Annotated in this window: 22 protein-coding genes; all 22 read left to right on the top strand. The window is 36.3% G+C overall.

The genetic code is table 11. The features are described from left to right. Window positions 1-56 precede the first annotated feature (56 nt). Window positions 57-323, top strand: coding sequence for a YlmC/YmxH family sporulation protein (locus tag J2Z26_RS06245; protein ID WP_193536576.1), 267 nt, complete (start codon window positions 57-59; stop codon window positions 321-323). Window positions 324-480: 157 nt separating this feature from the next. Further along, on the top strand, window positions 481-1,374 hold the full coding sequence (gene dpaA / locus J2Z26_RS06240; protein WP_193536574.1) for a dipicolinic acid synthetase subunit A: 894 nt from the start codon (window positions 481-483) through the stop codon (window positions 1,372-1,374). A gap of 1 nt (window position 1,375) precedes the next feature. After that, window positions 1,376-1,975, top strand: coding sequence for a dipicolinate synthase subunit B (locus J2Z26_RS06235; protein ID WP_193536572.1), 600 nt, complete (start codon window positions 1,376-1,378; stop codon window positions 1,973-1,975). A gap of 148 nt (window positions 1,976-2,123) precedes the next feature. Beyond that, on the top strand, window positions 2,124-3,173 hold the full coding sequence (gene asd, locus J2Z26_RS06230; RefSeq protein WP_193536570.1) for an aspartate-semialdehyde dehydrogenase: 1,050 nt from the start codon (window positions 2,124-2,126) through the stop codon (window positions 3,171-3,173). Between the two features lie 47 nt (window positions 3,174-3,220). Next, entirely contained in the window at window positions 3,221-4,465 is a 1,245-nt protein-coding gene (dapG, locus tag J2Z26_RS06225) for an aspartate kinase (RefSeq protein ID WP_193536568.1), read from the top strand. A gap of 19 nt (window positions 4,466-4,484) precedes the next feature. After that, window positions 4,485-5,351 carry a 4-hydroxy-tetrahydrodipicolinate synthase gene (gene dapA, locus J2Z26_RS06220; RefSeq protein WP_193536566.1) on the top strand — a complete coding sequence of 289 codons (867 nt, stop codon included), beginning with the start codon at window positions 4,485-4,487 and terminating at the stop codon, window positions 5,349-5,351. Between the two features lie 134 nt (window positions 5,352-5,485). Beyond that, window positions 5,486-6,244, top strand: coding sequence for a ClpP family protease (locus J2Z26_RS06215; RefSeq protein ID WP_193536564.1), 759 nt, complete (start codon window positions 5,486-5,488; stop codon window positions 6,242-6,244). Next, window positions 6,241-6,459 (top strand): YlzJ-like family protein, encoded by a 219-nt coding sequence (locus J2Z26_RS06210; RefSeq protein WP_193536562.1) that lies wholly within the window; start codon window positions 6,241-6,243, stop codon window positions 6,457-6,459. The genes J2Z26_RS06215 and J2Z26_RS06210 overlap by 4 nt, the downstream gene beginning before the upstream one ends. Window positions 6,460-6,602: 143 nt before the next feature. After that, window positions 6,603-8,936 carry a DNA translocase FtsK gene (locus tag J2Z26_RS06205; protein ID WP_193536560.1) on the top strand — a complete coding sequence of 778 codons (2,334 nt, stop codon included), beginning with the start codon at window positions 6,603-6,605 and terminating at the stop codon, window positions 8,934-8,936. 201 nt (window positions 8,937-9,137) lie between these two features. Continuing rightward, entirely contained in the window at window positions 9,138-9,863 is a 726-nt protein-coding gene (locus tag J2Z26_RS06200) for a GntR family transcriptional regulator (protein ID WP_193536558.1), read from the top strand. Between the two features lie 141 nt (window positions 9,864-10,004). Continuing rightward, window positions 10,005-11,075, top strand: coding sequence for a BMP family lipoprotein (locus J2Z26_RS06195; RefSeq protein WP_193536556.1), 1,071 nt, complete (start codon window positions 10,005-10,007; stop codon window positions 11,073-11,075). A gap of 107 nt (window positions 11,076-11,182) precedes the next feature. After that, entirely contained in the window at window positions 11,183-12,709 is a 1,527-nt protein-coding gene (locus J2Z26_RS06190; RefSeq protein WP_193536554.1) for an ABC transporter ATP-binding protein, read from the top strand. Beyond that, a complete protein-coding gene (locus J2Z26_RS06185) occupies window positions 12,706-13,785 on the top strand; it encodes an ABC transporter permease (protein WP_193536552.1) in 1,080 nt (359 codons plus the stop codon). The genes J2Z26_RS06190 and J2Z26_RS06185 overlap by 4 nt, the downstream gene beginning before the upstream one ends. Before the next feature lies 1 nt (window position 13,786). Then, window positions 13,787-14,749 (top strand): ABC transporter permease, encoded by a 963-nt coding sequence (locus tag J2Z26_RS06180; protein ID WP_193536551.1) that lies wholly within the window; start codon window positions 13,787-13,789, stop codon window positions 14,747-14,749. 192 nt (window positions 14,750-14,941) lie between these two features. Then, entirely contained in the window at window positions 14,942-16,222 is a 1,281-nt protein-coding gene (gene yfmF / locus J2Z26_RS06175; protein ID WP_193536549.1) for an EF-P 5-aminopentanol modification-associated protein YfmF, read from the top strand. Then, window positions 16,222-17,511, top strand: coding sequence for an EF-P 5-aminopentanol modification-associated protein YfmH (yfmH, locus tag J2Z26_RS06170; protein WP_193536547.1), 1,290 nt, complete (start codon window positions 16,222-16,224; stop codon window positions 17,509-17,511). Before yfmF ends, yfmH begins: the two co-directional genes overlap by 1 nt. A gap of 66 nt (window positions 17,512-17,577) precedes the next feature. Further along, window positions 17,578-18,306, top strand: coding sequence for an elongation factor P 5-aminopentanone reductase (gene ymfI, locus J2Z26_RS06165; RefSeq protein ID WP_193536545.1), 729 nt, complete (start codon window positions 17,578-17,580; stop codon window positions 18,304-18,306). Window positions 18,307-18,394: 88 nt separating this feature from the next. Then, the gene (locus J2Z26_RS06160) at window positions 18,395-18,655 is read left to right on the top strand and encodes a DUF3243 domain-containing protein (protein WP_193536543.1); all 261 of its coding nucleotides are present in this window, start codon (window positions 18,395-18,397) and stop codon (window positions 18,653-18,655) included. Window positions 18,656-18,894: 239 nt separating this feature from the next. Further along, window positions 18,895-19,686: a YmfK family protein gene (locus tag J2Z26_RS06155; RefSeq protein WP_193472843.1), complete on the top strand. Its 792-nt coding sequence runs from the start codon at window positions 18,895-18,897 to the stop codon at window positions 19,684-19,686. A gap of 16 nt (window positions 19,687-19,702) precedes the next feature. Beyond that, complete coding sequence (locus J2Z26_RS06150) at window positions 19,703-20,611, top strand: helix-turn-helix domain-containing protein (RefSeq protein WP_193536541.1); 909 nt, start codon at window positions 19,703-19,705, stop codon at window positions 20,609-20,611. 140 nt (window positions 20,612-20,751) lie between these two features. After that, complete coding sequence (gene pgsA / locus J2Z26_RS06145; protein WP_193536539.1) at window positions 20,752-21,330, top strand: CDP-diacylglycerol--glycerol-3-phosphate 3-phosphatidyltransferase; 579 nt, start codon at window positions 20,752-20,754, stop codon at window positions 21,328-21,330. Between the two features lie 55 nt (window positions 21,331-21,385). After that, complete coding sequence (locus J2Z26_RS06140; protein ID WP_193536537.1) at window positions 21,386-22,630, top strand: competence/damage-inducible protein A; 1,245 nt, start codon at window positions 21,386-21,388, stop codon at window positions 22,628-22,630. Window positions 22,631-22,678 lie beyond the last annotated feature (48 nt).

Genomic DNA, 22,678 nt, shown 5'->3' with positions numbered 1-22,678 from the left:
CTAAAAATTGGACTACTTCGATAGTATATAGTAATGACTATCGAGGAGGAAACAATATGAGGCTTAGTGAATTAAGTGGCAAGGAAATAGTTGATGTTAAGAGAGCAGAACGCCTTGGGGTATTAGGGCAAACTGATCTAGAAATTAACGAGCAAACGGGCCAAATAAACGCGTTAATTATCCCATCATTAAAGTGGTTTGGTTTTCGAAAACATGGGAATGAAGTAAGAGTCCCTTGGAAACATATTAAAAAAATTGGTACAGACATGATTATTATTGATATTCCTGATGAATACACGGCAAATAAAAACTTTAGTGAATAGATTCTTATAAGTTGACCCTTAGGGGTCAATTTTTTTTGTCCTCTTTTAATTCTCCTAACACCTCGACTTTCTATTCACCGATTATGTGCGTTTCTCATAAGATGTTTAAGTAAATGAATTTGATTAGGAAGATTTTTATAAAAGAGAAGGTGAAAACATGTTAACTGGTATGCACATTGCTGTTATTGGCGGGGATGCAAGGCAGTTAGAAGTTATTCGCAAATTATTAGAATTAGATGCGAAGATTTCGTTAATCGGCTTTGATCAATTAGATCATGGTTTCACAGGTGCTTCGAAAGAGCAAATTGATGAAGTTGATTTTTCAGATATAAATGCTATGATTCTGCCTGTTCCTGGAACGAACGGTGAGGGGCAAGTTGAAACGATATTTTCTAATGAAAAAGTAATTCTGACAGAGGAAATTATTGCAAAGACACCTGAAGATTGTGTTATTTTTTCCGGCATTAGTAACAGTTATCTAGATTCCATTGTAAGTAAGAACAATCGAAAGCTTGTTAAATTATTTGAGCGGGACGATGTTGCAATCTATAATTCCATCCCGACAGTTGAAGGAACCATAATGATGGTTATTCAGCATACCGATATAACAATTCATAATTCAAAGGTGGTTGTACTCGGTCTTGGAAGAGTTGGAATGAGTGTTGCACGTACATTTAGCGCACTAGGAGCAAAAGTAAAAGTTGGAGCTAGAAAGTCAGAACATATCGCTCGAATCACTGAGATGGGGTTAGAGCCTTTTCACTTAGATGATTTATCGGAAATTGTTTCGGATGCTGATGTGTGTATAAATACAATCCCACACCTTATTGTAACAGCCAGTGTTATCTCAAAAATGCCGGCTCATACCCTTATCGTCGACCTTGCTTCTAAGCCAGGTGGAACAGATTTTAGGTATGCAGAAAAACGTGGGATCAAGGCATTATTAGCACCAGGTCTTCCTGGTATCGTTGCACCTAAAACGGCTGGTCAAATTGTTGCCAATGTTTTGTCACAAATCCTTTTAGAGCACCATAAAAGAGAGGAGAAATAATATGAAATTTAAGGGAAAACGTATTGGTTTTGGTTTAACAGGTTCTCATTGTACGTATGATGAAGTAATGCCAGAGATAGAGAAGCTTGTAAAAGAAGGTGCAGATGTATTACCTGTTGTTTCAAATACAGTTAAAACGACGACAACACGTTTTGGAAAAGGCGAAGATTGGATTAAACGGGTAGAAGAGATTACCGGGAATAAAGTGATTGATTCAATCGTTGCAGCCGAACCACTTGGTCCAAAAATCCCTCTAGATTGTATGGTCATTGCACCATTTACTGGGAATTCAATGAGCAAGTTCGCAAATGCAATGACAGACTCTCCTGTCTTAATGGCTGCTAAAGCAACCCTAAGAAATCTAAGTCCAGTTGTACTTGGAATATCTACAAACGATGCACTAGGGTTAAACGGTGTAAATTTAATGCGTTTGATGGCTACGAAAAATATCTATTTTATCCCTTACGGCCAAGATGCACCAATGAAAAAGCCAAACTCGATGGTCGCGCGTATGGGATTGCTTCAAGACACTGTACTTGCTGCAATGGAAGGTAAGCAACTGCAGCCTGTTATTATTGAGAAATTTCGAGATAGCGAATAAGAAATTGAACTGTTACAATAAGAAGAGAAGAATGATTTTATTTATGTAGTAAAATTCTTCTCTTCTTTACTACGTGAATATGATAAAATATATTTTACTGGTAAAAAATGAACAACGTTTATTTTTGATTTTTGGAGGGGTAATAATAATGGCACAACCGAATGGGTTACATGTAGCAGTAGTTGGAGCAACCGGTGCAGTAGGTACACAAATGATTCAAACTCTGGAAAGCCGCGACTTCCCTATTGCAAAACTTACACTTTTATCATCAGAACGCTCCGCAGGAAAAACAGTACGATTCAAAGGCAAAGACCTAGTTGTGGAAGCAGCCACTCCGGAAAGCTTCGAAGGGGTAGATATTGCTTTATTTAGTGCTGGAGGAAGTGTATCAAAAGAATTAGCACCTGAGGCTGTAAAGCATGGTGCTATTGTTATAGATAATACAAGTGCGTTTAGAATGGATAAGGATGTACCTTTAATCGTACCTGAAGTAAATGAAGCAGAGCTTAAAAATCATAATGGAATAATTGCTAATCCAAATTGTTCAACAATTCAAATGGTTGTAGCACTTGAACCAATTAGACAAAAATTCGGATTAAAAAACATAATTGTGTCCACATATCAAGCAGTGTCAGGTGCCGGAGATGCAGCTATTACAGAATTAAAAGATCAGGCTCAAGCAATATTAGAGGGAAGAGAGTTTACTCCTCAAGTATTACCTGTTAAGTCTGACAAAAAGCATTACCAAATTGCCTTTAATGCTATTCCTCAAATTGATAAATTTGAAGACAATGGTTTTACAACAGAAGAAATGAAAATGATTAATGAGACTAAAAAGATTATGACTTATCCTGAGTTGCACGTAGCAGCTACTTGTGTACGACTACCAGTTGTAACAGGACACTCTGAGTCTGTTTATATTGAAATAGATGAAGAAAATGTGTCAGCAGTTGATATTAAGGAATTACTAAGCAAAGCTCCTGGAGTTGTATTACAGGATGATCCTTCGCAACAGCTTTACCCAATGCCTGCTGATTGTGTAGGGAAAAATGATGTGTTTGTCGGTAGAATTCGTAAAGACTTAGACCGTCCTACTGGTTTTCACATGTGGATTGTATCTGATAACCTTTTAAAAGGTGCTGCGTGGAATTCAGTCCAAATTGCAGAAAGCTTAGTAAAACTCGGTTTAGTAAAATAAATAATTAGTAGTGTCCTATAGACTTATTAATTATATGGGGTGTAAATATGAACATCATCGTCCAAAAATTTGGTGGAACATCTGTAAAGGATGAGAAAACAAGACATTTAGCTAGAAAGCATATACAAAATGCACTGGACGAAGGAAACAAAGTTGTTGTTGTTGTATCGGCTATGGGTCGCTTAGGTGATCCTTATTCAACGGATACCTTACTTGGGTTAATTGACAACAATCTTGCAAAAGTTAGTAACCGTGAAATAGATATGCTTTTATCTTGTGGAGAAATTATTTCAAGTGTTGTGTTCTCCGAAATGCTAAATAGTCATGGGATTAAAGCTACAGCTCTAACAGGAGCGCAAGCTGGTTTCCGCACATCAGATGACTATACAAATGCGAAAATTATTGATATGAAATGTGATCGTCTCCAAAATGAACTGGAGCAACACGACGTTGTTGTTGTGACTGGTTTTCAGGGAGTGGCTAAGAATGGGGATGTTACTACGATAGGCAGGGGTGGAAGTGATACTTCGGCTGCTGCGCTGGGGGCAGCGTTAAATGCAAAATGGATTGACATTTTTACAGATGTTGAGGGAGTAATGACTGCAGACCCTCGAATCGTAGAAGATGCCAGACCGCTATCTGTTGTAACATATACTGAGATCTGTAACATGGCCTATCAAGGAGCAAAAGTTATTCACCCAAGAGCTGTGGAAATTGCAATGCAAGCGAATGTTCCTATTCGTGTAAGATCAACCTATTCCGATTTGCCTGGGACGCTTGTCACTTCTATTGAAAAAGGAAGTAAAGGTAGAGATGTGAAGGAAAGGTTAATTACTGGAATTGCGCATGTTTCAGGTGTAACACAAATAAAGGTTCAAGCAAGCAAAGGTCAATATGATTTACAAACGAAAGTGTTTAAAGCTATGGCTAATGCAAAAATAAGCGTTGATTTCTTTAATATCACGCCAAATGGTGTTGTGTATACAGTATCTGGTGAGATGACTGAAAAGGCGATTGATGTATTGGAAAACCTTGGGTACGAACCTCTGGTTACAAGAAATTGTGCTAAGGTCTCGACTGTTGGAGCAGGCATGAACGGTGTTCCAGGAGTTACATCTAAAATTGTAACTGCTTTGTCAGATCAAGGAATTCAAATACTACAATCCGCAGACAGCCATACGACTATTTGGGTTTTAGTAAAACAAGAGGATATGACAAAAGCTGTAAATGCATTGCATAAAGCTTTCCAACTATCAGAGGAGACTCAAAATAGAAGTAGTACTGGAATTTAAAAGGGGGCAGGGTAAACGAATGATTAATTTTGGAAAAGTATCAACAGCAATGGTTACACCATTTGACAAAAAAGGAAATATTGACTTTAATAAGACAACTCAACTCGTTAACCATTTAATTCAGAATGGGAGTGACTCATTAGTAGTAGCAGGTACTACAGGTGAATCGCCAACTTTATCTTCTGAAGAAAAGGTTGCACTCTTTAAACATGTTGTAAAAGTAGTAGATGGAAGAATTCCAGTAGTTGCTGGTACAGGAAGTAATAACACGTATGCTTCTGTTGAATTAACAAAAAAAGCTCAGGAAGCTGGAGTAGACGCAATTATGATCGTTGCTCCGTACTACAATAAACCTAATCAAGAAGGCCTTTATCAGCATTTCAAGGTAATTGCAGAGAGCACAACGCTTCCTGTTATGCTTTATAACATCCCAGGACGTTCTGTAGTAAATATGTCTGTAGATACAATTGTAAAGATTTCAAAATTACCTAATGTGGTTGCAGTTAAAGAAGCAAGTGGTAATTTAGACGCTATGACTGAAATTATTGCAAATACAGATGAGGATTTTATGCTTTATAGTGGAGATGACGGTTTAACGCTACCAGTACTATCTGTTGGAGGTAACGGTGTAGTTTCTGTTGCATCACACATTGTAGGTCAGGAGATGCAAGAAATGATCGCTGCTTTTGAAACAGGAGATGTGTCTAAGGCTGCGAAAATCCATCAAGCTCTATTACCCCTAATTAAAGGATTATTTTCTGCGCCAAGCCCTTCACCTGTAAAAACTGCTTTACAATTAAAAGGCTTAGATGTAGGTTCAGTACGTTTACCAATGGTTCCACTAACAGAGCAAGAGCGTACACAACTTCAAGGTTTATTAAAGTAATGAAATGTTTAGAAGAGACACCTTTGTAGGTGTCTTTTTAATATTGTTTGAACTTTTTAGATTTCTGCTTTAAGAATGAAAATCGCGTTCTCGTTTCATACTACAAGTAACCTTGCTTGAAAGGAGAATGCTACATGACCGACAAATACATACAATCAGGTGATCAACCTGGTGGAGACGAAACTGATAAAAACGAAACTAAAGGATCAAGCCTTGTTGAGAAAATTCAACAATTGGGACAAACAAATATACCTCAAATGGCAAACGATACTAAAATACATTGCCTAACCATAGTAGGGCAAATCGAAGGCCATATGCAGCTTCCTCCACAGAACAAAACAACTAAGTATGAACATGTTATCCCACAAATAGTTGCAATTGAACAAAATCCTAAAATTGAAGGGCTACTCGTCATCTTAAATACCGTGGGTGGAGATGTAGAGGCTGGGTTGGCTATTTCAGAGATGCTTGCATCATTATCTAAACCATCTGTATCTATTGTGCTAGGAGGAGGGCACTCTATAGGTGTACCAATTGCAGTATCCTGTTCACATTCTTTTATTGCCGAAACAGCAACAATGACCATCCATCCTGTTCGATTAACAGGACTCGTAATTGGTGTACCCCAAACTTTCGAATATTTAGATAAGATGCAGGAGCGTGTTATCAACTTCGTTACCAAAAACTCTAATATATCAGAGGAAAAGTTTAAAGAATTAATGTTTTCAAAAGGGAATTTAACACGTGATATCGGTACCAATGTTGTTGGTGCTGATGCTGTAAAATATGGTTTGATAGACGAAGTAGGTGGAGTTGGTCAAGCCATCAAGAAGCTAAATGAGTTAATAGAAGAACGAAATAAATTAAGTGGAAGCGAGCAGATGTTACAATGATTCTTTACACCATGATGCCTGAGGAGCTAGTTTTTCCTATAAATGAAAATGACTTTGGAAAGCAAAGATATGTCGAACTCAATGGTGTTTCTATGCTTGTAAATGAACTTAGCCCACAGTGTTGTGAAATCGTAAGAATTGTAAGCACTGACCCGCAACACTATCTAGATGCACAATATTCACCAGGACAACGATTGATGGTTTCTTTTTCATGAAGATTGAAAAAGACAAGTCAGTATGCCACATGACGGAATAATATGTGATATAATTTAATATGCAATCCTAATAGCAGCCACGTAAGCATGGGCTGCTTTTCTTTATACTAGGCTTGTCCTATTTATTATCCGGTGGGGTGTCTATGGCGAAACAAAAAAGACGTACAAAGAACAAGACTGAGTGGAAAAAAACCTTTAAGTTTGAATTGATAGGTTTAACCCTATTAGCGTTAACCTGCATTGGAATTGCCAATCTAGGAGTCGTAGGAAATACGATTGTTGCCTTGTTTCGATTTTTTACTGGTGAATGGTTTATGCTTTGTTTACTTGGCCTTTTACTTTTATCTTTTTATGTCATCTGGAAACGAACTTGGCCGAACTTTTTTACCAGACCCTTAATCGGTACATATTTAATAACGATATCCGTTTTGCTGCTGAGTCACGTAACATTATTTAAGCTATTATCTAATGAAGGCGCATTTGCAAAACCAAGTGTTATTTTGAATACCTGGGAGTTATACTGGTTGGAACAAGCCGGTCAAATCAGTTCTTCTGATTTAGGTGGAGGGATGATTGGTGCCGTTGTTTTTGCTGCCTCATACTTCTTATTCGATGAGCCTGGAACGAAAATTATAGCTGTTTTTCTTATAGTATGCGGTGTTATTTTAGTAACAGGAAAATCACTTAATGAAACACTTATTAAAATTTTAAGACCAATTGGAACCTTCCTTAAAGGACAATGGATTGCCTTTATTGAAGATGTTAAAGAATGGTCAATTAATTTAAAGAGTAAGAAGAAGTCACCCAAAAGTGCAAAGAAGAAAACACCTATAAAAACATCGTCTCAAACAAATATAGTCGATGATGAAGATGAGCTAAAAGAAATCATTGAAATTGAGGTGGGTGAACCAGCACAACCACCTATCATTTCAAATTTTGCGGACAGAGCTTATGAACCAAAAACAAACACTGCGGAGAGTAAAAAACAAATAGTTGAAGATGTAGTTGATGAGAAAGTTCCACCTATTACTTTTACTGAAATAGAAAATGTGGATTATGAATTACCTCCTGTTCACTTATTAAATTCTCCCAAGCCCACTGACCAGAGTTCAGAGCATGAGAATATTTATGCGAATGCTAGAAAACTAGAAAGAACGTTCCAAAGTTTTGGAGTAAAAGCAAAAGTGACAAAAGTGCATTTAGGTCCAGCTGTAACGAAGTACGAGGTATATCCGGATGTAGGAGTGAAAGTTAGTAAGATTGTAAACCTAAATGATGACCTAGCTCTTGCGTTGGCTGCAAAGGATATTCGTATTGAAGCGCCTATTCCGGGAAAGTCAGCAGTAGGTATAGAGGTTCCAAACTCAGAAGTTGCGACTGTATCTCTTCGTGAAGTTCTTGAGGCGAAGGAAAATGATAAACCTGAAGCCAAGCTGCTGATTGGACTCGGAAGAGATATCTCAGGAGACGCAGTGTTAGCTGAATTAAATAAGATGCCACACTTACTTGTTGCAGGTGCTACAGGAAGTGGGAAAAGTGTATGCATAAATGGTATAATTACTAGTATCCTAATGAGAGCAAAACCTCATGAAGTAAAAATGATGATGATTGATCCAAAGATGGTTGAATTAAATGTATACAATGGTATACCTCATTTACTCGCACCTGTTGTAACAGACCCTAAAAAGGCGTCTCAAGCATTAAAAAAGGTAGTAAATGAAATGGAAAGAAGATATGAACTTTTCTCTCATACAGGTACAAGGAACATTGAAGGTTATAATGAGCATATCAAAAGACATAATGATGGAGAAGAAGCGAAGCAACCTTCACTACCCTATATTGTCGTTATAGTGGACGAGCTTGCAGATTTAATGATGGTCGCTTCATCAGATGTTGAGGATTCAATTACCCGTCTGGCGCAAATGGCTAGGGCTGCAGGTATTCACTTAATTATTGCAACCCAAAGGCCGTCAGTGGACGTAATAACAGGTGTAATTAAAGCTAATATCCCGTCAAGAATAGCCTTTAGTGTTTCCTCTCAAACAGATTCTAGAACGATTTTAGACATGGGTGGAGCGGAAAAGTTGCTAGGAAGAGGAGATATGCTATTCCTTCCTGTTGGGGCAAATAAACCTGTTCGTGTTCAAGGAGCTTTTCTTTCAGACGATGAGGTTGAAGAAGTTGTAGACTTTGTCATCTCACAGCAAAAGGCGCAGTATCAGCAGAATATGATTCCGCAAGAAGTATCAGAGGTTATCGAAGATGTAGAGGATGATCTATATGATGAGGCTGTCCAACTAATTCTTGAAATGCAGACCGCATCCGTATCCATGCTCCAAAGGCGTTTTAGAATCGGATATACAAGAGCTGCAAGGCTTATTGATGCAATGGAAGCTAGAGGTGTGGTTGGCCCTTATGAAGGTAGTAAACCAAGGGCAGTTCTTATTACAGCTCCAAAGGAAGAACTCGGTAGTTAAAAAGTAAGGGGAGCTTCCCTTACTTTTTTTACGATATTATGAAACTTTACAAATAACCCTTTCAAATTTCGACAATAATTTTATTTCTTATTTATTTCTTGGGTAAAAAGTGGTATAGTATTGACGATTGACTACCACTTGTCTAACATCAGACATCTGATTGTTAACTTATAGTTATACCTATTCTTTGGGGGTAAAGTCGTGTCTATTAAAAGTGATGCTCGTCATTTGTATTTACAAGTGATTGATAAAATAAAAAAAGATATAGAAATTGGGTATTACAAAGAAAAAGAAAAGCTACCATCAGAATTTTTATTAGCTAAGCAGCTTGGTGTAAGTCGTGCAACGCTAAGAGAGGCACTGAGGATACTTGAGGAAGAAAATGTCGTTATAAGAAGGCATGGAGTTGGAACGTTTGTAAGTAGTAGACCTTTATTTTCTTCAGGAATTGAGCAGTTAAATACGGTTACAGATATGATTATTGATGCTGGTATGAAGCCTGGGACGATCTTCTTAACATCCATGACACAGGCTGCTACCGAGGAAGATATTAAGCGGTTTCAATGCTCTGAAGAAGACGAGTTTATCTTAATGGAGCGTGTGCGAACAGCTAATGGTGACCCAGTGATATATTGTATTGATAAGATTCCAAGTAGTATTATGAATTCTGATTTTTCTCATCAAGAGGAATCTTTATTAGATTATATACATAAGAGAACCGGTAAACATATATCCTATGCAGTTACTCATATTGAACCACTCGGATATCACGAGAAGATTTCTCCGATTTTGGAGTGCGATCCTGAAACTGCATTATTGGTTCTTAAGCAAATGCATTTTGATGAAAATGATGAAGCAATCCTTCATTCAATAAACTATTTTAAAGCTGATAAATTTGACTTTTATGTAGTTAGAAAAAGAATATAATATTTTTTAATATTATTGAGCATTTTATTTAAGGAGGTGAAGTTTACTTCGTTCGTTGCACTTTTATATAACTAGCAAGGACAAGCTGTTTCTTTTGAACTATGTTTTTCAAAAAAAAATTATCAAATTGGGGGTACAATTATGAAAAAAGCTTTAATAATCCTACTTACTTTATCTTTAGTTAGCTTTCTAGCGGCTTGCGGTGGCGGCGGCGGAGCGAAGGATGGATTGAAAGTTGGAATGGTTACAGACGCAGGTACAATTGATGACAAATCATTTAACCAAGGTACATGGGAAGGTATTCTTCAAGCTAAAGAAGAATTAAACATTCAAGAAAAATATCTTAAGCCAGCAGGTACAACTGAAGCTGATTACTTAAAAGAAATCGGTAACCTATACGATGCAGGTTACAAGTTCATCGTTACTCCTGGTTTCAAATTCGAAACTGCTGTATTCCAAGCACAATCTAGATATGAAGATGCTAAATTCGTAATTATTGATGGTGCACCTCACTCTGGAGATTATAATCCAGTTGTAAATGAAAATACTGTTTCAGTATTTTTTACTGAACATGAGTCAGGTTTCTTAGCAGGTGTTGCTACTGCACTTGAACTAAATGAAGGTGAAGCTGGATTCATCGGTGGTATGGAAATTCCAGCTGTACAAAAGTTTAACTGGGGCTTCCAACAAGGTGTTCAATATGCTAATGAGAACTTAGGAACAAACATAAGCATTAAAGCTGAAAACGTTTTATATCAAGGTTCATTTGATAATGTTGCAGCAGGTGGACAAATTGCTGCTCAAATGTTTGACCGTGGTGTAAACGTAATCTTTACTGCTGCAGGTGGAGTTGGAGTTGGAGCTATCAACGAAGCTAAAAACCGCGCATTAGGTGGAGAACAAGTTTGGATCGTTGGTGTAGACGTTGACCAATATGCTGACGGAATTTATGAAGGCGATAAATCAATCATTTTAACTTCTGCAATGAAAAAGTTAGACCAAGTTGCTTTTGACATGGTTAAAGCTGAAATTGATGGAGAATTCCCTGGTGGAGAAACATTAACATTTGACGTAACAAATAACGGTGTAGGGATTCCAGAAGAAAATCCAAACTTAAGTGAAGACACAATAACTCAGGTTAAAGATGTTTTAGAAAAAATTAAATCTGGTGATATCACTGTCTCCGCTGAACAAGGAAATTTATTGAAGTAAAACGAGTGTAGACAAAAGAGACGGTTTCTACCGTCTCTTTTGTAATATTGGATAGACAAAATTTTACTTTAATAGGAATTTACTTTTTAAAAAAGGTGAGTGCTACGATGGATTATGTTGTTGAGATGCTAAATATCCGTAAGGAATTCCCTGGGATTGTTGCGAATGATAATATCACCCTAACATTAAGAAAAGGTGAAATTCATGCATTATTAGGTGAAAATGGTGCTGGAAAATCTACTTTAATGGGTGTTCTGTTTGGTATGTATCAACCAGAGCAGGGAGTTGTAAAGGTAAATGGTAAAGAAGTTCGTATCACCAGTCCAAATGTCGCTAACCGATTAGGAATTGGGATGGTTCATCAGCATTTTAAGTTGGTTGAGAACTTTACTGTAACTGAAAATATTATTTTAGGTAGTGAACCGTTAAAAGGCGGACTTGTACTTAATATTGATAAGGCTGCAAAAAGAATCGAAGAGTTATCTAAACATTATGGATTAAATGTGGATCCTCATGCGAAAATTCAAGATATTTCTGTTGGAATGCAACAAAGGGTAGAAATCATTAAAATGCTCTATCGTGAAGCGGATGTACTTATCCTTGACGAGCCTACAGCCGTACTAACCCCAAATGAAATTGATGAGTTAATGAATATCATGCGCAACCTCATAAAAGAAGGTAAATCCATTATTATCATTACCCATAAATTAAAGGAAATTAAAGCGGTAGCAGACCGTTGTACTGTTATTAGACGTGGAAAAGGAATTGGTACGGTCAGTGTTGCTGAATCTAGCGAAGCAACTCTTGCTGAAATGATGGTAGGAAGACACGTATCTTTTAAAGTTGAGAAAGAAGAGAGCAAGCCAGGAAATGTTGTTCTTGAAATAGATTCTTTATTTGTTAAGAATGCACGAAAAGTAATGGGACTTAAAAACTTTTCTCTAGAAGTAAGAGCAGGTGAAATCGTCGGTATTGCAGGTGTAGAAGGAAATGGACAGTCCGATTTAGTTGAGGGAATTACAGGACTTAGAAAAGTAGAATCTGGAAAAATTCTCTTAAATGGTGAGGACATTACAAATATTCCTATCCGTCAACGAATTGACAAAGGCATTGGTCACATTCCAGAGGATAGACAAAAACGAGGGTTGGTATTGGACTATACACTTCAGTCAAATATGGTACTAGAAGTATATAATAAACCACCTTTTTCAAAGTTTGGATTGTTAAATGAAAACGCTATGAAAGAGTATGCCAAGAAAATCCTTGAAAACTTTGATGTCCGTTCAGGGGAGGGAGCCATTTCTATTGCCCGAACTTTATCTGGAGGAAACCAACAAAAAGCAATTATCGGAAGGGAATTAGAGCTTGATCCCAATTTATTAATAGCTGTTCAACCTACACGTGGATTAGACGTTGGTTCGATTGAATATATTCATAAGCGTTTAATTGAGCATCGAGATAATGGTAAGGCAGTACTCTTAATATCATTAGAACTTGATGAAGTTCTTCAGCTATCAGATCGAATTGCCATTGTAAATAATGGTGAACTTGTCGGAATAGTGAATGCTTCTGAAACAGATGAAAATGAAGTAGGTTTAATGATGGCCGGAGTAAGTAAGGAGAGAAGTATATGAGACACACTATAATTTCACTCGTTGCCGTTTTGTTAGGTCTCCTAGCCGGTGCTATTCTTATGTTGGTTATAGGAAGTAATCCAATCGAAGGATACATGTATCTTTTTCAAGGCGGTTTAAGAAACATTGAACGAATTGGCAATACACTGGCAACGGCAACACCTTTAATATTCACTGGATTATCGGTTGCTTTTGCATTTAGAACAGGATTATTCAATATTGGTGCATCTGGTCAAATGTTAATCGGTGGATTATTTGCAACTGCTATAGGATTAAGTTTAGATTTATCTAGACCTATATTACTATTGGTAATGGTCATAGCAGGATTTTTAGGAGGAGCTCTTTGGGCTTTTGTTCCAGGCTTACTTAAGGCTAAATTTAATGTTCACGAAGTTGTATCCACGATCATGATGAACTGGATTGCATATTGGACTGTATATTACGTAATTCCAGGCTACTTTAAAGGTGAATTTCTGGAGACTGAATCGCGTAAACTATCGGCAGACGCAACATTACAAGTTCCATTTTTATCAGAAATGTTTGGCGGGTCATATGTAAATTTAGGACTATTTCTTGCTGTAATAGCAGTTATTGTTATTGGATTTATTATTAATAAAACTACTTTAGGCTTCGAGTTAAAGGCGGTTGGATTTAACAGACATGCAGCAGAATATGCAGGTATGAAAGTAAACCGAAATATCATCTTATCAATGGTTATATCAGGTGGATTAGCAGGACTTGGTGGAGTTGCGTTGTATACAGGTAATGCAACTAGTATGCAAATAGGTATTTTACCAACTCAGGGGTATGATGGAATAGCAGTAGCATTACTTGGAGCAAATGCTCCTATTGGGGTATTTTTTGCAGCACTTTTCTTTGGAATTCTGTATTCAGGTACTGGCTTTATGAATGCTATGATTGACATTCCACCAGAAATCGCGAATACAATTATTGCTATCATTATCTATTTTGCTGCTACCAGTGTTTTAATTGAGCGTTTAATTAAAAAGTTCTCTGGTCGCCGTTCAAATAAAGAAAACATCAATGGACCTGTTGCTAAGAAGGAGGAATCCTAAAATGTGGACGGTAATACAACAAATTTTTCCTTATGCAATAATATTTACGATCCCTCTTCTTATTACTGCATTAGGTGGTCTTTTTAGTGAACGAAGCGGAGTCGTCAATATTGCTCTTGAAGGATTAATGGTAATAGGTGCATTTTCTGGTGCTTTGACCATTTACTTTTTACAGGGCAGTATGCCAAATACTTGGGCTTTATGGATTGGGCTATTAGTAGCAGCACTTGTAGGTATGTTATTTTCAATACTACATGCTTTTGCAAGCATCAATTTAAGTGCTAATCAAATTATTAGTGGTACAGCAATTAATATGATTGCCACTGCATTAACTGTCTTTTTAGCAAGAAATATTACAGGTAGTGGGAATGTTAGGATAACGACTGGTTTCTTACCAAAAGATGCTACAATTTTTGGTATTAATCTTTCAAACATACCTATCTTAGGTGATTTGTTTTTTTCAAAGAGCGTACCTACAACTTGGTTCGTATTAGCAATTCTTTTAATAAGTACATTTGTATTATATAAAACGAAGTTTGGTCTTCGATTGCGTTCATGTGGAGAGTTCCCTCAAGCTGCTGAGGCGGCTGGTATAAATGTAAGACGTGTAAGATACAGCGGTGTATTAATTTCTGGAGCATTTGCTGGTCTAGGTGGTGGCTTAATCATTGTTACGTATGCTGGAGAATTTACAGGCACTGTATCAGGTTTAGGATTCTTGGCACTGGCTGCCTTAATCTTTGGACAATGGAAGCCGTTAGGGGTTTTAGCAGCTACGTTATTCTTTGGTCTTGCAAGTACGATTGCAAACGTGTCACAGGTTATCCCTGAATTGGCTGTGTTTCCGCCAATTATCTTAAAGATTTTCCCATATGTAGTGACATTGATTGCATTAGTGCTTTTCTCTAAATCTTCTCAAGCACCAAAAGCTGCTGGAGAACCATTTGACTCAGGTAAACGATAATCGCATTATGTAAACTTACTAAAGAGATGACAAGAGTCATCTCTTTTTTCAATACTCCTAAGACTTGAAAATATTGCTAATTTAAGGTTATATTGTTTTTAAGATTAAATCACGCAACTTAGTTGAAAACTAGTATGAGACCTAATTAATAAGGTGTATGTTTATTGATTCCGTTAAAGGAGGAATTCGGAGATGATGCTTTCTAAGGAAACACAACAGAGCATAAACGGTCTAACCCTTCATACGATAGAAAGTGATAAATACAAAACAAACACAATTGTATTAAAGCTTAAAGCACCGTTAGAAGCAGACTACGTTACACAAAGGGCACTATTACCTTACGTATTGCAAAGTGAGACTTCTAAACATCCTACATCTACACAATTACGAAGTTATTTAGATGAATTATATGGTGCAACATTACAGGTCGATTTATCAAAGAAGGGTGAATACCATATTATTACACTTCGTATGGAGATTGCGAACGAGAAATTTTTATCTGATCAAACCCCTTTATTGAATAAGGCACTTGAACTATTAAGTGAGATTATTTTCTCTCCAGTAGTTGAAAACGGATCTTTCTCTACCACTACATTAGATAAAGAAAAGAGAACTTTACGCCAAAGAATAGAAGCTGTATTCGATGATAAGATGAGATATTCAAACTTGCGATTGATACAGGAAATGTGCAAGGATGAACCTTATGAGTTACACGTCAACGGTCGAATTGAAGATATCGACGCAATTTCTCCCACTTCGCTATATGAGTATTATCAAAAAGTGTTACGGGAAGATCAAGTTGATTTATATGTAGTTGGTAATATCCAGTCAAGTGAAGTTGCTGAGGTTATTGAAAAACGGTTCCCTTTTGATAAGCGAGAATCCTATCAGGAGTTAAAACTAACCACAAAAACGATTGAAAAAGTAAATGAAGTTATTGAGGCTGATGATGTAAAGCAAGGAAAGTTAAATATCGGATATCGAACAAATGTATACTATGGAGACGATGATTATAATGCATTACAGGTTTTTAATGGATTATTTGGAGGATTCTCCCACTCGAAACTATTTGTAAATGTACGTGAGAAAGAAAGCCTAGCTTATTATGCAGCTTCAAGAGTTGAAAGTCATAAAGGTTTACTTATGGTTATGTCAGGAATTGAATTCAAAAATTATGAAAGAGCCGTTACAATTATAAATGAACAAATGGATGCAATGTGTCAAGGTGAATTCACAGACCAGGATATTGATCAGACAAAAGCTGTAATTAAAAATCAGCTACTTGAAACAATTGATACAGCAAGAGGTATGGTTGAAGTTTTCTATCAAAATGCTGTTACAGGAAAATCAAATCCAATCAATGAATGGTTAGAAGGTATTGATTCAGTATCGAAGAAACAAATAATAGAGGTTGCTAATAAAATACAACAGGATACAATTTATTTCCTAAAAGGATCGGAGGTTGCCGATTAATGGAAAAAATAACATTTGATCAATTAAAAGAAGAATTATTTCATGAAAAGTTACCAAATGGTTTAGAAGTTTATGTTTTGCCGAAAAAAGGTTTTAATAAAACATATGCAACATTTACTACAAAATATGGTTCCATTGATAATCAGTTTGTTCCTCTTAATCAAAACGAGATGACTAAAGTCCCAGACGGAATAGCACATTTTCTTGAGCATAAGTTATTTGAAAAAGAAGATGGAGATGTCTTTGGAGAATTTAGTAAACAAGGGGCATCTGCCAATGCGTTTACTTCCTTTACACGTACGGCATACTTATTTTCAGCTACATCTAATGTAGAAAAAAATCTTGAGACATTGATCGATTTTGTACAAAGTCCATATTTTACAGAAAAAACGGTCGACAAAGAAAAAGGGATAATTGGGCAAGAAATTACGATGTACGATGATAATCCAGATTGGCGCTTATATTTTGGAGTAATTCAAAATATGTTTCAGAACCATCCGGTTAAAATAGATATTGCAGGAACAATAGAGTCAATCAGTAACATTACAAAAGATATGCTTTATACTTGTTACGAGACTTTTTATCATCCGAGCAATATGCTTTTGTTTGTCGTAGGTCCAGTTGATCCAGAAAAAATATTAGATCAAATTCGTAGTAACCAAGCTAATAAAGATTATAAGGATCAGCCTGAAATTCAAAGACATTTTGATGAGGAGCCTCAGCAGGTTTCTGAAAAAAAACAGGTACTTCAAATGAATGTTCAATCCTCAAAATGTTTAGTCGGGGTAAAAGCAATAGATGCTACGCGTTCTGGTAACGAGTTATTGAAGAATGAGCTAACTTTAAATATAATTCTAGACCTCCTATTTGGTAAAAGCTCAGATCATTATGAAACACTCTACAATGATGGCCTAATTGATGAAACTTTTTCTTTTGATTATACTGAAGAAAGCGGTTTTGGGTTCGCTATTATAGGTGGAGATACTCATGACCCAGATCAATTAGCCGATCGGATTCAAAAGGTATTACTTGATGCAAGAAATATGACTTTTACCCAAGAACAGTTAGAACGAATTAAGAAAAAGAAAATTGGTGGTTTCCTAAGGTCTCTTAATTCACCTGAATATATTGCAAATCAATTTACTCGGTATGCATTTAATGATATGAACTTATTCGATGTAGTGCCAGTAATGGAGCAAATAACGACCGAGGATATGAAAGAGACCATTTCCTCATTCATAAATGAAGATTGCTTTACTGTTTGTCAGGTCGTTCCAAAACAAAAATAAGATAACGGGGTTATCCAAAGAGATCATATCCCTTTGGGTAGCCCTCTTTTTTAGGAAGTGGACTAAATGGAAAAATATGCGTTAATTACTGGAGCAAGTGGAGGAATTGGAAAGGCAATTGCTAGAAGGTTAGCTGCTGACGGTTACTCGCTTTATCTGCATTATAATAATAATGAAACAGAGATTATAGAATTACAAAAGGAACTTGTAAATGACTCTACATATGTTTATTTAGTCAAATCAGATCTTTCAGACCCTATTGGTGTCTCAGTTTTACTTAAACAGATTCATAATAAAATTGACACTATTATTTATTCATCTGGGACTAGTTATTATGGTTTAGTTACAGAGACTAATGAAGAAACGGTTGATAAACTTACACAACTGCATTTGAAAAGTCCATTTACTTTGATAAAAAGCTTATTGCCTAATTTAGTGTCAAATAAGAACGGTAGTATTGTCATGATTTCATCTATATGGGGATTAACAGGAGGTTCCTGCGAGGTATTATACTCCATGGTTAAAGGTGGTCAAATTGCGTATGTAAAAGCACTTGCAAAGGAAGTAGCTTTAAGTAATATTCGTGTTAACGCAATTGCTCCTGGTGCCATTAATACACCTATGCTACTAAATGATTTTACAGAAGAAGAGTTATCTCATCTAAGCGAACAAATTCCGATGGGACGGCCTGGGGAAGCTGAAGAAGTAGCAGAAGCAGTTGCTTTCTTAGTTTCCAGTAAGTCGTCCTATATTACTGGTCAAGTCTTGTCAGTTAATGGTGGATGGTATTGCTAATTAATGTTAAATATACAAATTAAATGTGCATAAATCCTTTCGAAATAGACAAACTAACCTTGTACTAATCATTATAGGAGGGGTAAATATGTCTGTATTAGACAACTGGGAACAATGGAAAGACTTTTTAGGAGATCGTCTTCACCAAGCTACTGCTGAAGGTATGAGCCAACAAGTTGTTTCAGATGTAGCTTATTCAGTGGGTGACTATCTTGCAAAGCAGGTTGAACCTAAAAATGCTCAAGAAAAAGTATTAGCTGACCTATGGAGTGTAGCATCAACAGAAGAACAGCATGCAATTGCTAATATGATGGTTAAATTAGTTCAAAACGATGGCAATATGCAGTAAAAAGGGAGAGGTACATACCTCTTCTTTTTCTGTTTTTTTATAAACCCCTTTAGAGAAAATAAAATTTCTTTCCATGTTTTTCTTCTTTTGGTTAAATTCCCTTTCTTATTAGATTAAAATCATTTATTATTAATTTATAGGTAGAATAATGAAGGAACTTGTCATTTTTTATCCTTTTTATCCTTTAAGAGGTTACCTAGTTTTTGTCAGAACCTTACTAGAGGGGGATGTATCTAGATATGGAAAAGAAAGAATGGTACTTAGAATATGAAATATCGAAAAACCGGCCAGGTTTATTAGGAGATATTTCCTCATTATTGGGAATGCTATCCATTAACATTGTTACCATTAATGGGGTAGACGATATGCGCAGAGGAATGTTATTACTTTGTGATAATAATGAACAAATTGAAAGACTTGAATCAATTTTAAACACGATGGATAATATAACAGTTACAAAGCTTCGTGAGCCTAAACTACGTGATCGCTTGGCTGTTAGGCATGGTCGTTATATTCAAAGAGATGCTGATGATAAAAAGACATTCCGATTTGTAAGAGATGAACTTGGTTTGTTAGTTGACTTTATGGCTGAACTCTTTAAGCAAGAAGGACATAAGTTGATTGGAATTCGAGGAATGCCACGTGTTGGTAAAACTGAATCAATTGTAGCATCAAGTGTTTGTGCAAATAAGAGGTGGTTGTTTGTGTCTTCAACTTTATTAAAACAAACAATTCGAAGTCAGCTTATTGAGGATGAGTATAGTGATAACAATCTCTTCATTATCGATGGGATTGTATCTACGAAAAGAGCGTCCGAAAAACATTTGCAGTTAGTTCGTGAAATTATGAGATTACCTGCTTGTAAAGTTGTTGAGCATCCTGATATCTTTGTTAGAAATACAGAATATACACTCGATGATTTTGACTATATCATTGAGATAAGAAATGACCCTGATGAGGAGATAACCTATGAGGTTGTTGATGAACCACAAATGTTTAATGGGTCGGACTTTTCGACGTTTGATTTTTAATTGGTAGGTGTTCTTATTGACTGATTTAGGATTGAGGCTAAAAGAGGCCAGAGAGGCAAAAAATATTAGTTTAGATGAATTACAATCTTTGACTAAAATTCAGAAACGATACTTAAAAGGAATCGAAGAAGGTAACTATTCAGTAATGCCCGGAAAGTTTTATGTTCGTGCATTTATTAAGCAGTACTGTGAAGCAATTGGATTAGACTCAGAGGAAATCTTTGAAGAATATAAACAAGATATTCCTGTCTCACATACTGAAGAACTGCCTTCACAGCTATCACGTGTTCGATCGAAAAAACAAATTTCGACGAAGGGTTCAAAGGTATTGGATGTAATACCTATGATCCTACTTACTGTTTTTATAGTAGGTGGGTTGGTTGCAATTTGGTTCTTTTGGCAAACAAAAGATATTGCAGACGAACCGTCGACGAATAGTCCTAACGAGCAAACTGAATTTGAGCAACCTGAAGATTCTAAGTTGAACAAGGAAGATGAGTCTCCAACTGGTACCGAAACAGATGAAACAGATATAGCTACAGATGAGGTAGCTAAAGAAGAAGAAACACCAGTAGAAGAACCTGAACCTGTGACAGAGATTATACTTAAAGAGAAGAGTGGAATGTCAGGAGTGTATGAGTTAAAAACCACGGATGTTTTTACTTTAGATATTTCTGCAATTCCAAATGGTGAAACTTGGGTTGGGATTAAAAATGCCAAGGGCAAAACGTTTTACTCTGGATTGATGAAAGATGGCCTTTCCCAACAGTTTGACTTCTCAAAAGAAACAGACATACGACTTAATATTGGTCGAACATTAGACACCGTAGTAAAAATAAATGGGCAAGTACTAGAATTTCCATTTGATCCAAATGAGAAGGTTCAGCAACGGATAACAATTTTATTTAGCCCAACGGTTCAGTAATTCAAAGTCATCAAATGATGGCTTTTTTTTTCGTATAAGTGTATCATCACTATTGTAAATAGTTTATAGTAATACTTAAATGACTTTTTTCTAGGTCAACCTTATTTCATTATTATCCTAGTTTCTTGGAGGTTTCAAAAGTGAATATACCTAATAAAATTACAGTTGCAAGGATCTTGTTAATTCCCTTATTTTTGTTTATCATGCTAGCACCATTAAATCTAGGAGGTTTAGTCATCGGCACGATGGTACTACCAGTCTCCCACTTAATCGGAGCATTGCTATTTATAGTGGCAGCATCTACTGATTGGGTTGATGGTTATTATGCAAGAAAATATAATTTAGTTACAAACCTGGGGAAATTCTTAGATCCCTTAGCTGATAAATTATTAGTCTCTGCAGCATTGGTAACACTAGTACAGTTTGATTTGGCTCCTGCTTGGATGGTTGTAGTAATTATAAGTAGAGAATTTGCTGTTACTGGTTTACGTTTGCTTCTGGCTGAGGGTGGAGAAGTGTCAGCAGCAAAGATGTTAGGTAAAATTAAGATGTGGGCACAGGTGGTTGCTATTTCAGCCTTACTACTGCACAACTTTCCTTTCGAATTTATTGGAATTCCCTTTGATATGATTTCACTATGGGTTGCAGTTATATTTACTGTAGTTTCAGGTTGGGATTATTTTGCAAAAAACAAGCAAGTTTTTGCACAATCAAAATAGACAATAACCAAAGGTGTAAATTTTGCACACTTTAAAACTAAAGCAGGTGGTCAAAATGAATGCAGAGATTATTGCTGTTGGTTCAGAATTACTTTTAGGTCAAATTGTAAACAGCAATGCACAGTTCCTATCAAAGCAGTTGGCTGAAATGGGGATAAATGTCTATTATCATACTGTAGTTGGCGATAATCCAAAGAGATTAAAGGATGCGATTTTAACCGCCAAACAAAGGTCAAACCTTCTAATTTTTACCGGAGGTCTAGGACCAACAAAGGATGATTTGACAAAGGAAACGATTGCTGAAGTGGTTAATAAATCTCTCGTGATGGACGAGGATGCTCTAAATAGCATAGAGGAATATTTCCGTAAAACAATGAGAACGATGACAGAAAATAATAAAAAACAAGCCTTAGTCCTTGAGGGTTCAACAATACTCAAAAATGATTTTGGTATGGCACCAGGAATGGCAACTGAAGCGGAAGGTTGTACGTATATGCTTTTACCTGGTCCCCCAAAAGAGATGAATCCAATGTTTATGACTTATGGCATTAAATACCTTTTAAAACAATTTGGTACTTTAGAAAAAATTGAATCAAGAGTTTTGCGGTTCTTCGGAATTGGTGAATCTCAACTTGAGACCGAAATAGAGGATCTTATTGACAAACAAAGTAACCCTACTATAGCTCCACTTGCTTCAGACGGTGAGGTTACTTTACGATTAACAGCAAAGCACCAATCAACAGAAATTGCCTATGAATTACTAGATGAAGTTGAAAAAGAAATTCTAACAAGGGTTGGGCAATATTTATATGGATACGATACTGATTCTTTATTTGGTCAGGTTTTAAAAAAGCTTAAAGCTTTGGAATATACAATAGCAAGTGCTGAAAGTTTAACGGGTGGATTATTCCAGGAGCAACTAACGAGTATCAGTGGAGCCTCTTCAGTTGTTCAGGGAGGAGTTGTTTGTTACTCGAATGAGATAAAAGAAAAGATTCTTCATGTAAAACCACAAACACTTATACAATCTGGTGCTGTAAGTGAAGAGTGTGCAAAAGAGCTGGCCGAAAATGTAAGGTCCATATTTAATACAGATATAGGAATAAGCTTTACTGGTGTAGCTGGGCCGAACGAATTAGATGGGCATCCAGTAGGTACAGTATATATAGGAATATCTTTGGAGAATGGGAAAACTACCGTTTATAAACACGTATTTGCAGGTTCTCGACAGGGAATTAGACAACGGTCTGTTAAATATGGTTGTTTCTATATACTTAATACACTTCAAACAGTTGATTAATATTTTCAACTGTTTTATCTTTTGTCTAATTTTAAATTTTTGAGTTGG

It is taken from the genome of Cytobacillus luteolus (assembly GCF_017873715.1).
GTDB classification, from domain to species: Bacteria; Bacillota; Bacilli; order Bacillales; family Bacillaceae_L; genus Bacillus_BV; species Bacillus_BV luteola.
This window is presented reverse-complemented; position numbering and strand designations above follow the sequence as displayed.

Bases quoted from the DNA above. Each gene is read 5' to 3' on its own strand.
- J2Z26_RS06245 (WP_193536576.1), top strand. From the start codon at position 57: ATGAGGCTTAGTGAATTAAGTGGCAAGGAAATAGTTGATGTTAAGAGA.
- dpaA (WP_193536574.1), top strand. From the start codon at position 481: ATGTTAACTGGTATGCACATTGCTGTTATTGGCGGGGATGCAAGGCAG.
- J2Z26_RS06235 (WP_193536572.1), top strand. From the start codon at position 1,376: ATGAAATTTAAGGGAAAACGTATTGGTTTTGGTTTAACAGGTTCTCAT.
- asd (WP_193536570.1), top strand. From the start codon at position 2,124: ATGGCACAACCGAATGGGTTACATGTAGCAGTAGTTGGAGCAACCGGT.
- dapG (WP_193536568.1), top strand. From the start codon at position 3,221: ATGAACATCATCGTCCAAAAATTTGGTGGAACATCTGTAAAGGATGAG.
- dapA (WP_193536566.1), top strand. From the start codon at position 4,485: ATGATTAATTTTGGAAAAGTATCAACAGCAATGGTTACACCATTTGAC.
- J2Z26_RS06215 (WP_193536564.1), top strand. From the start codon at position 5,486: ATGACCGACAAATACATACAATCAGGTGATCAACCTGGTGGAGACGAA.
- J2Z26_RS06210 (WP_193536562.1), top strand. From the start codon at position 6,241: ATGATTCTTTACACCATGATGCCTGAGGAGCTAGTTTTTCCTATAAAT.
- J2Z26_RS06205 (WP_193536560.1), top strand. From the start codon at position 6,603: ATGGCGAAACAAAAAAGACGTACAAAGAACAAGACTGAGTGGAAAAAA.
- J2Z26_RS06195 (WP_193536556.1), top strand. From the start codon at position 10,005: ATGAAAAAAGCTTTAATAATCCTACTTACTTTATCTTTAGTTAGCTTT.
- J2Z26_RS06190 (WP_193536554.1), top strand. From the start codon at position 11,183: ATGGATTATGTTGTTGAGATGCTAAATATCCGTAAGGAATTCCCTGGG.
- J2Z26_RS06185 (WP_193536552.1), top strand. From the start codon at position 12,706: ATGAGACACACTATAATTTCACTCGTTGCCGTTTTGTTAGGTCTCCTA.
- J2Z26_RS06180 (WP_193536551.1), top strand. From the start codon at position 13,787: ATGTGGACGGTAATACAACAAATTTTTCCTTATGCAATAATATTTACG.
- yfmF (WP_193536549.1), top strand. From the start codon at position 14,942: ATGATGCTTTCTAAGGAAACACAACAGAGCATAAACGGTCTAACCCTT.
- yfmH (WP_193536547.1), top strand. From the start codon at position 16,222: ATGGAAAAAATAACATTTGATCAATTAAAAGAAGAATTATTTCATGAA.
- ymfI (WP_193536545.1), top strand. From the start codon at position 17,578: ATGGAAAAATATGCGTTAATTACTGGAGCAAGTGGAGGAATTGGAAAG.
- J2Z26_RS06160 (WP_193536543.1), top strand. From the start codon at position 18,395: ATGTCTGTATTAGACAACTGGGAACAATGGAAAGACTTTTTAGGAGAT.
- J2Z26_RS06155 (WP_193472843.1), top strand. From the start codon at position 18,895: ATGGAAAAGAAAGAATGGTACTTAGAATATGAAATATCGAAAAACCGG.
- J2Z26_RS06140 (WP_193536537.1), top strand. From the start codon at position 21,386: ATGAATGCAGAGATTATTGCTGTTGGTTCAGAATTACTTTTAGGTCAA.